Below are 18,399 nucleotides of genomic sequence, written 5' to 3' on the forward strand. Positions count from 1 at the left end.
TCGAGGACGTCCGGCGGGTGCTGGAGCCGAAGACGGCAGGGCTGCAGGCGCTGCTGGAGGCGTGCGCGGACGATCCGCTGCGGTTCGTCGTGCTGTACTCCTCCATCGCCGGGCAGGTGCCCGCACTGGCCGTCGGCATGAGCGACTACGCGCTGGCCAACTCTGTCCTGGACCGCGTCGCCGAACACCGGGCCGCCACCGGCGGACCCGTCGTCGTCAAGTCGCTGCAGTGGCCCAGCTGGCGCTCGGCCGGCATGCCCGAGGTCGACACCCCCGCCTACCGGGACCTGGGCCTGCGCACCCTCGCCCCCGAGGCCGGCCTCGCCCTCCTGGACCGGGCCATGGCCACGCCCGAGCCGGTCGTCCTGCCGTGCGCCGTGGACAGGGCGCGCTTCGACGCGGCCGCCCTGCTCGCCGTCCCGGCTCCGGCCCGTACGGCCGCTCCGGCGGCGGCGCCGCGCACTGTTGCCACCCCGGTGACGGCGACGGCGAACGGCTCCGTCCACCGGCTGACGCAGGTCATCGCGGCCACGCTGCGCATGGATGCCGCACGGATCGGCCCGGACGACGACTTCGCCGACCTGGGCGTGGACTCCATCATGGTCGCCCAGATCCTCGCGGCCCTGGAACGCGAACTCGGCGTCGTCGCCGAACCGTCGGCGGTCATCGAGAACCCGACGGTCACGCTCCTGGCCAAGGCCCTGGCGGACCGGATGCCGCCGGAGGCGGAGCCGCTCGCCGGACCGGCGGACCCGGCGGCTGCCGCGGCCGGGGCTTCGCCGGTAAGCGCCGCGACCGGGGCCGAGGGCACCCCGGGCACGGCATCGCATGCCGGAGCCCCCACGCCGGTCGCCGACGGCGCGCCGGCTGCGGGAACCGAGGGCACCCGGCCGGGTGCCGCATCCGCGCACGCGGGTGGTGGCGCCATCGCCGTCGTCGGGATCGCCGCGCACTTCCCCGGCGCGCCCGACCACCACGCCTTCTGGCGCAACCTCGTCTCCGGTACGGACTCCGTCACCGAGGTGCCGGCCTCCCGCTGGGACGCCGACCGGCTCTGGCCGCAGGCCACCGTCAGCAAGTGGGGCGGCTTCCTCGACGGGATCGAGGACTTCGACCCCGAGTACTTCCGGCTCGACCCCGCCGCGGCGTCCCACATCGACCCCCTGGTGCGGCAGGTGCTGGAGACCGGTGCCGAGTGCCTGGCCGACGCCGGGCTCACGCCCGGTGAGGTCGCCGGGCGGCGCGTCGGCGTGTTCGCCGGCGCCCGCAGCGCGAACTTCGGGGCGCACCACGGCACCGCCGGCCCGCACGCGATCAGTGGCGTGGCGCAGAACTTCATCGCCGCACAGCTGTCCCACTTCCTCGACCTGCGCGGTCCGGCCGTCGTCGTCGACACGGCCTGCTCCAGCGCGCTGGTCGCGGTGCACATGGCCGCGCGCAGCCTGCGGGCGGGGGAGTCGGACCTGGCCTTCGCGGCCGGGGTGGACATCCTCCTGGACGAGGTGCCGTTCGTCGGCATGAGCGGGGCGGGCGCCCTGTCGCCGACCGGCCGCTGCCGTACGTTCGACGAGCGGGCCGACGGCATCGTGCTCGGCGAGGGCGCTGGCATGCTGCTGCTCAAGCGGCTGCCGGACGCGCTGCGCGACGGTGACCGCATCTACGCGGTCATCGAGGGCAGCGCCGTGAACAACGACGGCCGCACCATGGGCATCACCACGCCGAACCCCCGCGCGCAGCGCGAGGTGATCGAGGCGGCCTGGGCGGACGCCGCCGTGTCCCCCGAGCAGATCGGGTACGTGGAGGCGCACGGCACCGGCACCATGATCGGCGACCCGATGGAGCTGAAGGCGCTCACGGAGGCGTTCCGCGGGGGCACCGATGCGATCGGGTTCTGCGGCGTGGGCAGCGTGAAGACCAACATCGGGCACACGCTCAGCGCCGCGGGCATGGCCGGGCTGATCAAGGTGGTGCTGGCGGTGCACCACGCCCAGCTGCCGCCGACGCTGCACTGCGAGACCCTCAACCGGCGCTTCCGGTTCGAGGAGTCGCCGCTGTTCCCGGTGCGGGAGCTGCGCGACTTCGCCGGCGCGGGCGCCTCGGGCGGCGAGCGCCGGGCGGCCGTCAGTTCCTTCGGGTTCGGCGGCACCAACGCGCACATGGTCGTGTGCCAGGCGCCCGGCGGCCACGTGCCCTCGCGCACGGCGCTGGAAGCGCCCCGCTACCGGCGGCGGCGGTTCTGGTTCGACGCTCCTGCCGCACCCGCACCCGCACCCGCTCCTGTCGCGGTGGCCGAAGCACCCGCGCCGTTCTTCGAGATCGACTTCTCCAGCACGTCCAGCACGCCGGAAGGAAAGAAATGACAGCGTTGGATGGCCTGACCTGCACCGTGGTCGTGCGCGGCACCGACCCGGTGCTGCGGGACCACCGGGTGCACGGCACGCGCATCCTGCCCGGTGTGTCGTTCCTCGACATGATCTACCGGATCCTGCGGGCCCGGGGCGTGGACACCGCCCGGGCGGAGCTGCGCCGCGTGCTGTTCCGCAACCCGGTCGCCGCCGGCGCGGACTTCGACACCGAGCTGCGGCTGCAGTTCACCGCGGACGGCGACGGCGGCGACTACCGGGTGTCGGTCACCGGCACCCGCCGCCCGTCGGGGGAGAGCGAGCCGGTGCTCGACTGCCGGCTGCGCCTGGACGTGCCGTTCCCGGCGCGCACCGTCGACCTGACCGCGCTGCGCGCGGCGCCGTCGACCGCCGACATGGCGGATCTGTACGCGCTGGTGCGCGGCACCGGCATCGAGCACGGCGACTTCATGATGGCCCGCGGCACGCTGCACGTCGGTGACGGCGAACTGCTCGCGGACCTGTCGCTGAGCCCGCAGGCCGCGGCCTACGCCGACTACTTCCATCTGCATCCGGCCGCGCTGGACTCCTCGACGCTGCTGCCCACCCAGTTCGCCACTTCCGGGGCGGGTGCGGCGGCGCGGCCGTACATCCCGATGCTCATCGAGTCGTTCCGGGCCCGGGGCCCGGTCGGGGCGAGCACCCTGGTGCACGCCGTCCCGCCGCGCCCGGCCGGCCCGGACGGCGATCTGACCACGTGCGACCTGCGCTTCCTCGACCCGGACGGCAATGTCGTGCTGTGGTTCGAGGGCCTGACCTCGAAGCGCATACGCACCGAGGACGCCATCACCCGGCTGGAGGGCGCCCCGCGGCCGCAGCGGACGGCCGAGACGGTCGTGCGCGGCCTGCTCGCCGAGCGCCTGGAGCAGGCGGAGTTCGACGAGGAGGCGGGCTTCTACGAGCTGGGCCTGGACTCCACGGCGTTGCTGGGCGTCGCCGCCGACCTGGAGCGCGCGTACGGCACCGACTTCTCGCCGACCCTGCTGTTCGAGCACAACACCTTCGCGTCCCTGGTCGGGCACCTGGGGGAGTACGAGCTGCCCGCGACCGCGCAGGCGCGGCCCGTCGTCGCGGCCGCCCCGCAGGAACTGCCCTCGGAGGTCGTCTGGTTCGAGCCGCAGTGGCGGCCCGCACCGCTGCCGCCGCGGCCGGCCCCGGCCCGCGTCCTGACTGTCGACGCGGCGACCCCCCGCGACTGGCCCGCCCTGCTCGCGTCGAGCGACGCCTCCGACGTGCTGTGGACCCCGGCCGACCCCGCGGACGTCGAGGACGAGGCGGTCGACCTGACCGCCTTCGCCGCAGCCCTTCTCCGTGCCCGCCGCAACCCCGTCCGCATCGTCGTCCACCTTCCGGCCGACGCCCCGCCCGCCGTGGCGGCCGCGATCGTGGGCCTCCTGCGCACCCTGCGCATCGAACAGCCCGGCGTGCACGCCGCCGTGGTGCGCTCGGCGCACGCGGCCGACGCACTGGCGGAGCTCGCCGCGGGCGTGCCCGACGTGGACGTGCGCTACGCGGCGGGGGAGCGCCGGGTGCGCGCCGTACGGCCCGTGCCCGTCCCGGAGACCTCCGCGAGCCTGCGCGAGCGGGGCGTGTACCTGATCACCGGCGGGCTCGGCGGCGTCGGGCTGGCCCTGGCCCGGCACCTGGCGCGGACCGTGCGCGCCCGGCTCGTCCTGTGCGGGCGTACGGCGGCCGAGTCCTCCGTGACCGCCGAACTGACCGCTCTGGGCGCCGAGGTCGCCGTCGTCGCGGCGGACGTCACCCGCGCCGAGGACGTACGCCGTGCCGTCGAGCTCGCCGTGTCGCGGTTCGGTGCGCTGCACGGCGTCGTGCACGCGGCCGGCGTCCTGCGCGACGGACTGATCGCGGGCAAGAGCGCCGAGGACGTCCGCGCGGTGCTGGCGCCGAAGGCCGCCGGGGCCCGCCACCTGTACGAGGCCACCCGGCACCTGGAGCCGGACTTCCTCGTGCTCTGCTCCTCCACGGCCGCCGCCTGGGGCAACCGGGGCCAGGCCGACTACGCCTGTGCCAACGGCTTCCTCGACGGGTTCGCGGAAGCGCGGCCCGGGGTCGTCTCGATCGGATGGCCCGGGTGGGCGGACGGCGGCATGCCGCTGGACGCCGGTGCCCTGCGCAGCATGGGCCTGACGGCCATGGACACCTCGACCGCCGTGGACATCATGCTGCGCGCCGTCGGCAGCGGCCGGCCGCACGCGGTGGCCCTGGTGGGGGATGCGGCAAGGATCACCGAGCAGTTCACCCCGCAGGACCCCGAGCCCGAGGCCGAGCATGAGCCCGCGCCCGAGCCCGCCCCTGAGCCCGCCGCCCCCGAGCCCGTCGTGCCGGCCGAGATCCCGGCCGAGGACCCCGACGCCGACGCCATCGCCATCGTGGGCATCAGCGGGCGCTACCCCGGGGCCCGCACCCTGGACGAGTTCTGGGCCAACCTGCGCGAGGGCCGCGACTGCATCACCGAGGTGCCCGCCGACCGCTGGGACCACTCCGCGATCCACAGTGACACCAAGGGCGTCCCGGGCCGTTCGTACGGCCGGTGGGGCGGCTTCGTCGACGGCGTCGACGAGTTCGACGCCGCGTTCTTCCACATCTCGCCCAACGAGGCCGCCGTGCTCGACCCGCAGGAGCGGCTGTTCCTGCAGGAGGCCTGGCACGCCTTCGAGGAGGCCGGGCACGCGCCCTCGTCCTGGCGTGGGCGCGCCGTCGGCGTGTTCGCGGGCGTGATGTACAACCAGTACCAGCTGCACGGCGTCCGCGCGGAACCCGGCTTCGTGCCCTCCTCCTTCAGCGCCTCGATCGCCAACCGCGTCTCGTACTTCCTCGACCTGAAGGGGCCGAGCATCGCGCTCGACACCATGTGCTCGTCGTCGCTGACGGCGATCCACCTGGCCGTCGAGGCGATCCGGCGCGGGGAGTGCGAGGCGGCGCTGGCGGGCGGCGTCAACCTGCATGTGCACCCCAACAAGTACTTGTTGCTCAGCCAGGCGTCCTTCCTGTCCACCGACGGCCGCTGCCGGGCCTTCGGCGCGGGCGGCGACGGCTACGTGCCGGGCGAGGGCGTCGGCGTGGTGCTGCTGCGGCCGCTGCGCGACGCGCTGCGCGACGGCGACCACGTGCACGCCGTCATCCGGGGCACGATGCTGAACCACGGCGGGCACACCGGTGGCTTCTCCGTGCCCAGCCCGGTCTCGCAGGCCGAGCTCGTCGGCGCGTCGCTGGCGGCTTCCGGCGTCGACGTGGCCGACGTCGGCTACATCGAGGCGCACGGCACGGGGACGAGCCTCGGCGACCCGATCGAGATCACCGCGCTGGAACGGGCCTTCGACGGCGCCGGTGCCGGCCGCGGCCCCTGGCCGGTCGGCTCCGTCAAGTCCAACATCGGGCACCTGGAGTCCGCGGCGGGCATCGCCGCCCTGACCAAGGTCGTCCTGCAGATGCGCCACGGCGAGCTCGTGCCGTCCCTGCACGCCGAGCCCCTCAACCCCGCCGTCGACTGGGAGTCTTCGCGCTTCCGCGTCCAGCGCACCACCGAGCCCTGGACCGCGCGCGCCGGTGCCCCGCTGACCGCCGCGATCAGCTCCTTCGGCGCCGGCGGCGCCAACGCCCATGTGGTGCTGGCCGAGCAGCCGCCCGTCGCCGGGGCCGCCCCCGAGGCGCCCCGGCCGCAGCTGTTCGTGCTCTCCGCCAAGGACACCGCCCGGCTGGACGAGCAGGTCGCGCAGCTGCTGGCGTACTTGGAGCGCCCGGTCGGTACGGACGTGGCTGCCGCCCTGGAGAAGGTCCTGACCGAGGTCGTGGGCTTCCCCGCCGACCCCCGCGAACCGCTGGCCGAACTCGGCCTGGACTACCCGCGGCTGACCGCGCTCGCCCACCGCATCGAGGAGGTCTTCGGCGTCCGGCTGCCCGTCGACGCCGGTACGACTCCCGCCGCCCTGGCCGACCGGCTCGCCGCCTCCACCGCCGCGGCCCCGGGCGTGGACCCGGGCGTGGACCCGGCCGCCCTCGCCTTCACCCTGTGGGCCGGACGCGACCACCTCGACGAGCGCCTCGCCGTCGTCGCCACCACGACCTCCGAGCTGGCCGAGGCCCTGCGCACCGGCGAGGGCGTGCACCGCGGCCGGCGGAGCCGTACGGCCGCGCCGGCCGCCGGGGACGACCTGCAGGCCCTGGCCCGCGCCTGGGTCGAGGGCGGCGCCATCACCGTTCCCGAGCCCGTGTCCCCGCGCCGGCTCTCGCTGCCCGGCTACCCGTTCGCCCGCGACCGGCACTGGATCGAGACCGCCGCCTCGGCCGGCGCGACCGGCGCGACGCACCAACTCGCCGAGCAGCTCGACCTGCCCGACCGGCAGGTGTTCGCCACCCGGATCTCCGCCGCCGCGCAGCCGTGGCTGGCCGACCACACCGTGGACGGCACCGTGCTCGTGCCCGGCACCTTCTTCGTCGACCTCGCCCTGCACGCCGGCGCGCGGCTCGGCTGCCCGCTCGTCACCGAGCTCGTCACCCACACCCCGCTGCCCGCGCAGGACGCCGAACTGCGCCTCGTCGCCGCCCCGCCCGGGCCCGGCGGGCAGCGGTCCTTCGAGATCCACGCCCGCGTCAACGGCATCTGGACCGGCCACGTGACCGGTACCCTCGCCCCCGACGACGCGGCCGTCCCGCACACGCCGCCCCTGCCCGGCGACGCCGAAGAGGTCGACGTCACGCGCCTGTACGAGTCCCTGACCGGCTACGGGCCGGCCTTCCAGGGCCTGCGCCGCGCCTGGCGCACCGCCGACGCGGTCCACGCCGACGTCGTCGTCCCGCGGGGCGACGCCGGGCCGCACGGACTGCACCCGGTGCTGCTGGACGCCGCCCTGCACACCGTGGCACTGGCCGCGACGCTCGACGGCGACCGCCCGTACCTGCCCTTCGCCTGGTCCGGCGTGCGCGTGCACGCCCCCGGGGCGACCGCCGCCCGCGTACGGATGGTGCACCTGCGGCCCGACGCGGTCGAGGTGCGGCTGACCGACCACGCGGGCGCGCCGGTGGCGACGGTCGACTCGGTCGTCCTGCGCCGGGCCGGCGCCCCCGCCGATCCGCTGCACCGCATCACCTGGGTGCCCGTGGAGGTGCCCGAGCCGCGGCCGGGCGCCCGGTACGCGGTCCTCGGCCCGGACCCCGACGGCGCCGGCGACGCCGTGGCGGCGTCCGGCGCCGAGGTGCTGCGGGCCCCGCTGCCGTCGGCGCTGGCGGAGGTGCCCCCGGTCGTCGTCGTGCCCGTCGTCTCCGACGGCCCCGCACCCGCCGCCGTCCGCGCGCTCACCGGCCGGGTCCTGGACCTGCTGCAGGAGTGGCTGGGCGACGAGCGGTACGCGGCCTCCCGCCTCGTCCTCGTCGCCACCCGGCCCGACCCCGCCACCGCGGCGGCCTGGGGCCTGGTGCGCTCGGCCCAGTCCGAGCACCCCGGGCGGTTCACGCTCGTGGAGGCCGGCGACCTCACGGCGCTGCCCCGCGCCCTGGGCTCCGACGAACCCCGGCTGTCGCTGCAGGACGGGCGCGTCCTGGGCGCCCGCCTGGTGCGCACCCCCGCCGCCGCGGCCCCCGCCGCGCCGCGCCGGCACGGCACGGTGCTCGTCACGGGCGCCAGCGGTGCCCTCGCCGTACCGGTGGTCCGCCACCTCGTCGAGCAGTACGGCGTGCGCGACGTGCTGCTGGCCAGCCGCAGCGGACGGCTCCCGGACGGCCTGGCCGGCCTGGACGCCCGTATCGAGGCAGCGGCCTGCGACGTGGCCGACCGTACGGCGCTCGCCGCCCTGCTGGCGGGCCGTCGGGTGACCATGGCCGTCCACGCCGCCGGCGTCCTCGACGACGGGGTCGTCACCGCCCTCGACGCCGAGCGCCTGGAGCGCGTCCTGCGCCCCAAGGTCGACGGCGCCACCCACCTGCACGACCTGCTGCCCGACGCCGAACTGGTGCTGTTCTCCTCCGTCGCGGGCGTGCTGGGCGGCCCCGGCCAGGGCAACTACGCCGCGGCCAACGCCTACCTCGACGCCCTCGCCGCCGAGCGCGTCGCCGCGGGCGGCCGGGCCGTCTCCGTGGCCTGGGGGCCGTGGGCGCTGGAGGACGGCATGGCCGCCGACCGCGACCGGCTCGCGCGCGGCGGCATCGCACCGCTGCCCGCCGACGCCGCCCTGCGCCTGCTGGACGCCGCCCTCGCCGCGGAGCACCCGGCCGTCACCGCCGTACGGCTCGTGCCCGGCCCGGCCGCCGTCGTCCCGCACGTCCTGCGCGACCTCCTGCCGCCCGCGCCGGCGCAGGCCGCCCCCGCGGCCGACCCCGGCCTGGCCGGCCTCGCCCCCGACGAGCGGCGCGCCCGGCTCTCGACACTGGTGCGGCAGAATGCCGCGGCCGTGCTCGGCTACGCGGGAGCCGCCGCGATCGAGCCCGACCGCTCCTTCCAGGAGCTGGGCTTCGACTCGCTGAGCTCCATCGAGTTCCGCAACCGGCTGGGCGCGGCCCTGGGCCTGACCCTGGAGGCCACGCTGGTCTTCGACCACCCGACCCCGGCCGACCTGGCCGCCCACCTCGACGAGCGGTTCGCCGGCGAGGCGGCGGAGGACGGCGACCTGCCCGGCCTCCTCGCGGCCTTCGACCGCCTCGCCGCCGCCCTCGCCGGCGCGGCGACGGACGATGCGGCCCGCGACCGCGCCGCCGAGCGCGTCCGCGGCCTGCTCGACCGGCTGGCTGCCCCCGCGCCCGGGGACACCCCCGCCGCCCTCGTCACCACCTTCGACGACGCCACCGACGACGAGATCTTCACCCTGATCGACACCGAGCTCGGCACCCCCCTGCCGGGGCTGGAGGACCACACCCGATGACCAACGAGGACAAGCTCCGCGACTACCTGCGGCGGGTCACCGCGGAACTCCAGACGGCCCGGCAGCACCTTCGCGACGTCCGGGAGCGGGCCGCCGAACCGATCGCGATCGTCGGCATGGCCTGCCACTACCCCGGCGGCGTCGAGTCCCCCGAGGACCTGTGGACGCTGGTCGCCGAGGGCCGCGACGGCATTACCCCCTCCCCGCGCGACCGCGGCTGGGACCTGGACGCCCTGCACCACCCCGACCCCGACCACCCCGGCACCACCTACGTCCGTGAGGGCGGCTTCCTGCACGGCGCCGCCGCGTTCGACGCCGGCTTCTTCGGCATCTCGCCGAAGGAGGCCCTGCACACCGACCCCCAGCAGCGGCTGATCCTGCAGACCTCCTGGGAGGCCGTCGAGCGGGCCGGCCTGGACCCGACCGTGCTGCGCGAGAGCCGCACCGGCGTGTTCACCGGCGTGATGCACCACGACTACCCCGGCGCCCAGGGCGCGGGCAGCGTCGTCTCCGGGCGCGTGGCCTACCAACTGGGCCTGCGCGGCCCGGCCATCACCGTGGACACCGCCTGCTCGTCGTCGCTGGTCGCCCTGCACCTGGCCGTGAAGGCGCTGCGCCGCGGCGAGTGCGACACGGCCCTCGTCGGCGGTGCGACGGTGATGGCCACCCCCACCGCGTTCGTGGAGTTCAGCCGCCAGCGCGGCCTGGCGCCCGACGGCCGCTGCAAGCCGTTCGCGGCCGCCGCGGACGGTACGGCCTGGGCCGAGGGCGTCGGCGTCCTCGTCGTCGAACGCCTGTCGACCGCGCTGGCCGCCGGCCACCGGGTGCTGGCCGTCGTCCGCGGCACCGCCGTCAACTCCGACGGCGCCAGCAACGGCCTGACCGCCCCCAACGGGCCCGCGCAGCAGCGCGTCCTGCGCGAGGCCCTGGCCGACGCCGGCCTCGCCCCCGAGCAGGTCGACGCGGTGGAGGCGCACGGCACCGGCACACCGCTGGGCGACCCGGTCGAGGCCCAGGCCGTCCTCGCCGTGTACGGCAAGCAGCGCACCGAGCCGCTGCGCCTGGGATCGATCAAGTCCAACCTCGGGCACACCCAGGCCGCCGCGGGCGTCGCCGGCATCATCAAGATGGTCATGGCCATGCGCCACGGCGTCCTGCCCCGGACGCTGCACCTGGACGCCCCCAGCCCGTACGTCGACTGGTCGGCCGGCGCCGTGGAGCTCCTGGCCGAGGACGTGCCCTGGCCCGCGGGCGGCAGCCCCCGGCGGGCGGCCGTCTCCTCGTTCGGCGTCAGCGGCACCAACGCCCACGTCGTCCTCGAAGAGCCGCCGGTGGTCGAGGAGGAGGCAGCGGCCGAGGGTTCGGCGGACGAGGCGACGGGGCCGTGGATGTGGCCGGTCTCCGGCCGGTCCGAGGCCGGGCTGCGCGCCCAGGCCGGCGCGCTGGCCGCGTTCCTGGCCGACCGCCCCGGGCTCCACCCCCGCGACGTGGCGCACTCCCTGGCCACCACCCGCGCCGCGCACGAACACCGCGCGGCCGTCCTCGGCACCGACCGCGCCGAACTCCTCGCCGCCTTGGACGATCTGGCCGCGGGCCGGCCCTCGCCCGCCGTCGTGGAGGGCACCACCGGCCCGTCCGGCCCGGTGGCCTTCCTCTTCCCCGGCCAGGGCTCGCAGTGGCGGGAGATGGCCGTGGGCCTGCTGGAGACCGACGAGGTCTTCCGCGAGCGGATCGCCGCCTGCGAGGCCGCCCTCGCCCCGTACATCGACTTCGACCTGCGGGCCGTGCTGCGCGGCGAACTCCCCCTCGACCGCGTCGAGGTGGTCCAGCCCACCCTCTTCGCCGTCATGGTCGCCCTCGCCGAGGTGTGGCGCGCGCTCGGCGTGCGGCCCGCGGCCGTCGCCGGCCACAGCCAGGGCGAGATCGCCGCCGCCTGCGTCGCCGGCGCCCTCACCCTCGACGACGCCGCCCGCGTGGTCGCCCTGCGCAGCAAGGCGCTGAGGGCGATAGCCGGCCGCGGCGGCATGATGTCGCTCGCCCTGCCGGCCGACGCCGCCCGCGCCCGGCTGCAGGCCTGGGACGGCCGGCTGTCGCTGGCCGCGGTCAACGGCGCGGCCTCGGTGGTCGTCGCCGGCGACGACGACGCCCTCGACGAACTCCTCGCCGCCTGCGAGGCCGACGATGTGCGGGCCCGGCGCGTCGACGTCGACTACGCCTCGCACAGCGCCCACGTCGAGGCCGTACGGGAGGAGGTGCTGGAGTCCCTCGCTTCGGTGCGTCCGCGTACGCCCGAGATCCCCTTCTTCTCCTCCGTGGAGGGCCGCTGGATCGACGCGAGCGACGCGGGTGCGGCCTTCGACGCCGACTACTGGTACCGCAACCTCCGCGAGACGGTGCGCTTCGACGAGGCCGTCACCGCCCTCGTCGAACGCGGCTGCACCACCCTGCTGGAGGTCAGCCCGCACCCCGTCGTCACCACCGGTGCCCAGGAGACCGTCGAGGCCCTCGGCACCGACACCACCGTCGCCCACACCCTGCGCCGGGACGAGGGCGGCCGCCGACAGCTGCTCACCGCCCTCGCCCAGCTGCACGTCAAGGGCATACGGCCTGACTGGTCCGCGGTGTGGCCCGGTGCGCGCGCCGTCGAGCTGCCCACGACGGCGTTCGTCACCGAGCCGTACTGGCTGCGCGCCGACGTCGCCGCCGGCGAGGCGACGGCGCTGGGGCTGGACGCGGTCGACCACCCGGTCCTGCGCGCCGCTCTGCCCGGCGCCGAGGGGCTCGTCCTGACCGGCGCGCTGTCGCTGGCCACCCAGCCGTGGCTGGCCGACCACACCGTCGAAGGACACATCGTCCTGCCGGGCGCGGGGCTCGCCGAACTGGTCACCAGGGCGGCCGACGAGGCCGGTTGCGCGGTCGTCGACCAGCTCACCCTGCTCACCCCGCTCGTCCTGCCCGACGACGCCGACGTCCGGCTGCGCGCCGACATCACCGAGGCCGCCGCGGACGGCACCCGGGGGCTGACCCTCAACGCCCGTACCGGCGCCGGCCAATGGACCACCCACGCCACCGCCGTCCTGCGGCCGGCGGGCGAGGAGCCGCCGGCCGGGGGAGAGGCCGCCTGGCCGCCGCCGGGCGCGGAGCCCCTGGACGTCGAGGCGCTGTACGAGCGGCTGGCCGGGGCCGGCCTTGCGTACGGCCCGGCGTTCCGCGGCGTACGGGCCCTGTGGCGCGGCGCCGACGGCGACCTGTACGCCGAGGTCGCGCTGCCCGGCACCGGCGACGCCGGCGAACCCGGTGGATTCACCCTCCACCCGGCCCTGCTGGACGCCTGCCTGCACCCGGTGGCGCTCGGCACGTTCCTGACCGGGGAGTCGGGCCGGCCGTCGCTGCCCTTCGAGTGGCAGGGCCTGCGCGTGCACGCCCGCGGCGCGGACACCGTCCGCGTCACCCTCGCCGCCGCCGGGCCCGATGCCGTACGGATCACCCTGACCGACCCCGCCGGGGCCCCGGTCGCCTCGGTGGAGTCCCTGGTGCTGCGGGAACTGCCCGCCGGCACCCTGGGCCTGCCCGACCGCGGCGACCTGCTGCGCCCGGTGCGGGTGCCGCGGCCCCTGCCCCGCGACGCGGCGGACGACTACGCGGTGCGTGACGCCGGGCTGGCCCGGCTGCTGAAGCGGCCGGTCAGCGATGCTGCCGCTCCGTACGTCCTGGTCCCGGCCCCGGGCGGCGAGCCCGCCGAGGCCGTCGCCGAGGCGCTGCAGCTCGTCCACGGCTGGGTGGGCGACGAGGCGGCAGCCGCCTCGACGCTCGTCGTCGTCACCCGCCGGGCCGACGACGACGTGGCGGAGGCCGCCGTCGCCGGTCTTGTGCGCTCGGCCCAGCTCGAACACCCCGGCCGCTTCCTGCTGCTGGACCTGGCCGATGAGCAGGACGCCACCCTGGCGGCGATTCCCTCGGCGCTGGCCGCGGGCGAACCGCAGATCACGCTGGCAGCCGGTGCGGCGAGCGTGCTGCGGCTTGCCCGTACGGCCCCCGCCCCGGCCGAGGCGGGTGAGTCGGGCGACCTCGGTAGGACCCTGGTGACCGGCGCGTCCGGCACCCTCGGGCAGCTCGTCGCCCTGCATCTGGTGCACACCCACGGCGTACGCGACCTCGTGCTGGCCGCGCGGCGCGGCGGGTCGGCACCCGGCACGGCCGAGCTCACCGCCGAACTGGCCGCGGCGGGCGCGACGGTGGAGGTCGTCACCTGTGACGTCGCCGACCGCGCGGCGCTGGCGGAGCTCGTGGAGGGAGCCGGCTTCACCACCGTCGTGCACGCCGCCGGCGTCCTCGACGACGGCCTGGTGACGGACCTGACCCCGGAGCGGCTCCGGCACGTGCTCGCGCCGAAACTGGACGCGGCCCTGCACCTGCACGAGCTGCTGCCCGAGGCGCGGCTGGTGCTGTTCTCCTCCGCCGTCGGCGCCCTCGGCGGCCTCGGTCAGGCCAACTACGCCGCCGCCAATGCCGGCCTGGACGCCCTGGCCCGTCTGCGCCACGCTCAGGGCCTGCCCGGCGTCTCGCTCGCCTGGGGCCTGTGGGAGGCCACCAGCGGCATGACCGACGGCGTCGACCGCGACCGCCTCGGCCGCTCCGGGTTCCTGCCGCTGCCCAGCGCCGACGCCCTGGCCGCCCTCGACACCGCCCTGGCCTCGAACGAGCCGGTGCTCGCCCCGATCCGCACCGACGCCGCCGCCCTGCGCGCCCAGGGCGAGGCCGTGCCCGCGCCCCTGCGCGACCTGGCCGGGGCACCGGCGCGCCGCAGCGCCGCCCCCGGCGGACCGGCTGCCGGCTCGGAACTCGCCCTGCGCCTGGCCGGGAAGTCCGGGCCGGACCGGCAGCGCGTCCTGCTGGACCTGGTGACCGGCCACACCGCCGCCGTGCTCGGCCACCCCTCGCCCGACCTGGTCGACCCGGCACGGGCGTTCAAGGACGCCGGCTTCGGCTCCCTGAGCGCCGTCGAGCTGCGCAACCGGCTGGCCGCGGCCACCGGGCTGCGGCTGCCGGCCACCCTCGTCTTCAGCCACCCGAACCCGGAGGCGCTGGCCCGCCACCTGGACGAGCTGCTCGCGGGCGCGGCCCCGGTGCCGGCGGCGGTGACCCGTACCGCCGCCGTCGCGGACGGCGACGATCCGGTGGTGCTGGTCGGCATCGGCTGCCGGCTGCCCGGCGGCGTCCGCTCCGCGGACGACCTGTGGGAGCTGCTGGTCGGCGAACGCGACGGCATCAGCCCCTTCCCCGACGACCGCGGCTGGCCGCTGGAGCGCCTGTACGACCCCGACCCGGCGGCCGCCGGCAGCTCCTACGTCCGCCACGGCGGTTTCATGACCGGAGCCACCGCCTTCGACGCCGCCTTCTTCGGCGTCTCCCCGCGCGAGGCCGTCGCGATGGACCCCCAGCAACGGCTGCTGCTGGAGACCGTGTGGGAGGCGTGCGAGGACGCCGGCATCGACCCCACCACCCTGCGCGGCACCCGCACCGGGGTGTTCGTGGGCGCCATGTACCAGGACTACGGCCGGCTGCTGGAGAACGCGGCCGCCGAGGGCTTCCTCGCGCCCGGCGTCGGCGGCGGCGTCCTGTCGGGCCGGGTCGCGTACACGTACGGGCTGGAGGGCCCCACGGTCACCGTGGACACGGCCTGTTCGTCGTCCCTGACCGCCCTGCACCTGGCCGCCCAGGCGGTCCGGGCGGGGGAGTGCGACCTCGCGCTCGCCGGTGGTGTGACGGTGTTGTCCACGCCTGTGCCGTTCGTGGAGTTCAGCCGCCAGCGCGGCCTGGCCGCCGACGGCCGGTGCAAGCCCTTCGCGGCCGCCGCCGACGGCACCGCGCTGGGCGAGGGCGTCGGCGTGGTGCTCGTCGAGCGCCTGTCGCGGGCCCGCGCGCTCGGCCACGACGTGCTCGCCGTCCTGCGCGCCAGTGCGCTCAACTCGGACGGGGCGAGCAACGGCCTGACGGCCCCCAACGGCCGTGCCCAGGAACAGGTCATGCGCGCCGCCCTCGCCGCCGGCGGCCTGCGGCCGGCGGACGTCGCCGCCGTCGAGGCGCACGGCACGGGCACCGCCCTCGGCGACCCCATCGAGGCGGAGGCCGTCCTGGCCGTCTACGGCCAGGACCGGCCGGAACCGCTGCGGCTGGGCTCGCTGAAGTCCAACCTGGGCCACGTGCAGGCCGCCGCAGGCATCGCCGGGGTCATCAAGGCCGTGCTGTCCATCCGGCACGGCCTGCTGCCGCGCAGCCTGCACATCGACGAGCCCTCCCCGCACGTCGACTGGAGCACGGGCGACGTCGACCTGCTGACGTCGGCGCAGCCCTGGCCGGAGCAGCAGGACGGGCCGCGGCGCATGGGCGTCTCGTCGTTCGGTATCAGCGGTACCAATGTGCACGTGGTGATCGAGCAGGCGCCTGTGTCGGAGGGGGAGACGGCTGCTCCTGCTCTGGTGGGTGCGCCGTGGCTGCTGTCGGCCCGCTCGGAGGAGGCGCTGCGCGCCCAGGCGCAGCGGCTGCTGGAGACCGATGCCGGTGAACCGGCCGCGGTGGCGCGGGCCCTGGCCACGACGCGGGCCGCCCACCGCCACCGGGCGATGGTGACCGGTGCCGGAGAGCAGGAGCTGCGTACGGCCCTGGAGGCCCTGGCGGCCGGCCGCACGGCCGACGGGGTGCGCCGGGCGACGGCGGGCAGGCAGCGGCCGGCGCTGCTGTTCACCGGCCAGGGCAGTCAGCTGGTGGGCATGGGCCGGGGGCTGTACGAGGCGTTCCCCGTGTACGCCGAGGCCTTCGACGAGGTGTGCGCGCTCTTCAAGGACACCGGCCTGGAGACCGGGCTGCGCGAGGTGGTCTTCGAGCGGGACGACCTGCTGGACCGTACCGAGTACACCCAGGCGGCGCTGTTCGCCCTGCAGGTGGCCCAGTTCAGGCTGCTGGAGTCGTGGGGCGTCGTGCCGGAGGCGCTGATCGGCCACTCGATCGGCGAGTTGTCGGCCGCGTGTGCGGCGGGCGTGCTGCCGCTGGCGGACGCGGTGGCTCTGGTGGCCGCGCGGGGCCGCGTCCTGGCCGCGCTGCCCGCGACCGGCGCGATGGTGTCGGTGCGGGCGAGCGAGGAGGACGTGCGCGCAGTGTTGGCCGGCCGGACCGGGACCGGTGTCGTGGAGATCGCCGCTGTCAACGGCCCCCGGGCGGTCGTCCTGTCCGGGGACGAGGAGGCGGTCCTGGCCGTGGCCCGCGAACTGGAGGAGCGCGGGCATCGCACGCGCCGGCTGCGCGTGGGCGTGGCCTTCCACTCGGCGCACGTCGAGCCGGTGCCGGAGGAGTTCCGGGCGGTTGCGAAGACGGTGCGGTTCGGGCGGGCCCGGATCCCGGTGATCTCCACCGTTCCGACCGAGCGGGCGATGGACACCGCGGAGTACTGGGTGGACCAGCTGCGCCGCCCGGTCCGCTTCGCCGACGCCGTCCGTCAGGCGCAGGAGAGCGGCATCACCGCCTACCTGGAGGTGGGCCCCGACGCCGTCCTCGCACCGGCCGTCGAGGCGTGCCTGCCCGAGGTGCCGGTCCGTCCCGTCTCGCTGCTGCGGCGCGACCGCGACGACGTGCGCACCGCGACCGAGGCGCTGGGTCTGCTGCACACCCACGGGGCGGACGTCGACTGGCGTGCCGTCCACGCCGGCAGGCCGGGGGAGGGGGTGCGGCTGCCGACGTACGCGTTCCAAAGCCGCCCGTACTGGCCGGAGCCGGCGAGCGAACCCGCTCCTGCCGCCGACAGGGACCCGCTCTGGTCGGCCATCGAGAACGAGGACGTGTCGACGGCCCTGGACCTGCTGGACCTGAAGGGCGACGAGTCACCGGCCCAGGTGCTGGCGGCTCTGGCCCGGCTGCGGTCGGGGGTGGCGACCGCGCACCTGGAGCGGGCGCGTTGGCAGTCCGTGCCCGATGCCGCTGATGTCGTGTTGCCTCTGGATGTCCTGCTGCTGGCCGGGGCCGACGACGACCTGGCCGACGCGATCGCCGGTGCCCTCGTGCGCCACGGCGCCCGCGTACGGTCCGGTGGGGACCGGCGGCCGGACCTCGTGGTGGCCCTGCCCGGCGCCGAACCGGTCGCCGAGGCCGGCGTCCCCCGCTGGGCGCTCACCGACGGCGGCGCGGTACCGGCGGCGTGCGAGCACGTCGTCCACCTGCCGCAGCGGACGGACGCCGCCGCCCGCACCCGGCTCTGCGCGGCGATCGCCGCAGGCCACCGCGAGACGCGGATCGGCCCGGACGGCATGTTCGTGCGCGCGTACGAACCCGTGGAGCCGGCCGGCTCCTGGCGTCCCGAGGGCGACGTCCTGGTGGCGGGCCCGGCGGACGAGCTGACGACGGCGATTGCCGAGGCCGTGGCGAGGTCGGGTGCCCGTTTGCTGGTGGCCGGTGGCGCGCCCTGCCCGCCGGGAGGCGTCGCGTACGACGGATCGGTGCCGCTGACCGCGGCGATCGTCCGGGCGGGCTGCGGATTCGACGACGTCGAGGCACCGCTGGTGGCGCTGATCACCGTCGGCGACCACCCGCCCGTCCTCGCCGAGGGCCGCCGCGCTGTAGCAGTCGACCCTTCCCTCGACGCCCGTTCGGCCGTGGCCGGACTGCGCAGGGCGCTGGCGACGGACGAGCGGGCGGTACGCGTCGCCGCGGAGGCCCGGGCAACCGAGCCCGAGCCCGAGCCTCTGGTCATCCCCGTTGTGGAAGAGGCGCCCGAGTCCACGCCTGCGTCCACGCCCGCGTCCACGCCCGCGTCCACGCCCGAGGACAACGAACTGCGGGCGGCGCTGAGGAAGCTGCCCAAGGAGCAGTGGCCGGACGCCGTGCTCGACGGCGTACGCGGCCTCGCGGCCGCCGTCCTGGGCCACGAGTCGGGGGCGGAGATCGGTGCCGAGGACGAGTTCTTCGACCTGGGCCTGACCTCGGTCGCGGCCCTCGAACTCCGCGATCACCTCAACACCCTCACCGGCCTCGACTGGCCCGCGGACGTCCTGTACGAGTGCCCGACGCCGAACGACCTGACGGCCCTGGTCGTCGACCGTTTGGCAGCCGACATGGGCTGAACCCCGGCCACACCG

At 76.4% G+C, this 18,399-nt stretch carries 3 protein-coding genes (1 of these 3 only partly in view); all 3 read left to right on the forward strand.

What is annotated here, in order from left to right; genetic code table 11:
* Tightly spaced (each overlapping or abutting the next), the 3 genes in view from ABD361_RS04850 to ABD361_RS04860 form a layout consistent with a single transcriptional unit that may run on beyond the window.
* Positions 1 to 2,360: the end of an SDR family NAD(P)-dependent oxidoreductase gene (locus ABD361_RS04850; RefSeq protein ID WP_344433432.1), read on the forward strand. 17,158 nt of this gene lie to the left of the window's left edge; 2,360 of the gene's 19,518 nt are visible here — the last part of the coding sequence; its start codon lies off the left edge, out of view; the stop codon is at positions 2,358 to 2,360.
* Positions 2,357 to 9,274: an SDR family NAD(P)-dependent oxidoreductase gene (locus ABD361_RS04855; protein ID WP_344433433.1), complete on the forward strand. Its 6,918-nt coding sequence runs from the start codon at positions 2,357 to 2,359 to the stop codon at positions 9,272 to 9,274. The genes ABD361_RS04850 and ABD361_RS04855 overlap by 4 nt, the downstream gene beginning before the upstream one ends.
* Entirely contained in the window at positions 9,271 to 18,384 is a 9,114-nt protein-coding gene (locus ABD361_RS04860) for an SDR family NAD(P)-dependent oxidoreductase (RefSeq protein ID WP_344433435.1), read from the forward strand. Before ABD361_RS04855 ends, ABD361_RS04860 begins: the two co-directional genes overlap by 4 nt.
* Positions 18,385 to 18,399: the final 15 nt, after the last annotated feature.

It is taken from the genome of Streptomyces luteosporeus, from assembly GCF_039532865.1.
GTDB lineage: Bacteria > Actinomycetota > Actinomycetes > Streptomycetales > Streptomycetaceae > Streptomyces > Streptomyces luteosporeus.

Coding starts and splice junctions, on each gene's coding strand:
- ABD361_RS04855 (WP_344433433.1), top strand. CDS start 2,357: ATGACAGCGTTGGATGGCCTGACCTGCACCGTGGTCGTGCGCGGCACC.
- ABD361_RS04860 (WP_344433435.1), top strand. CDS start 9,271: ATGACCAACGAGGACAAGCTCCGCGACTACCTGCGGCGGGTCACCGCG.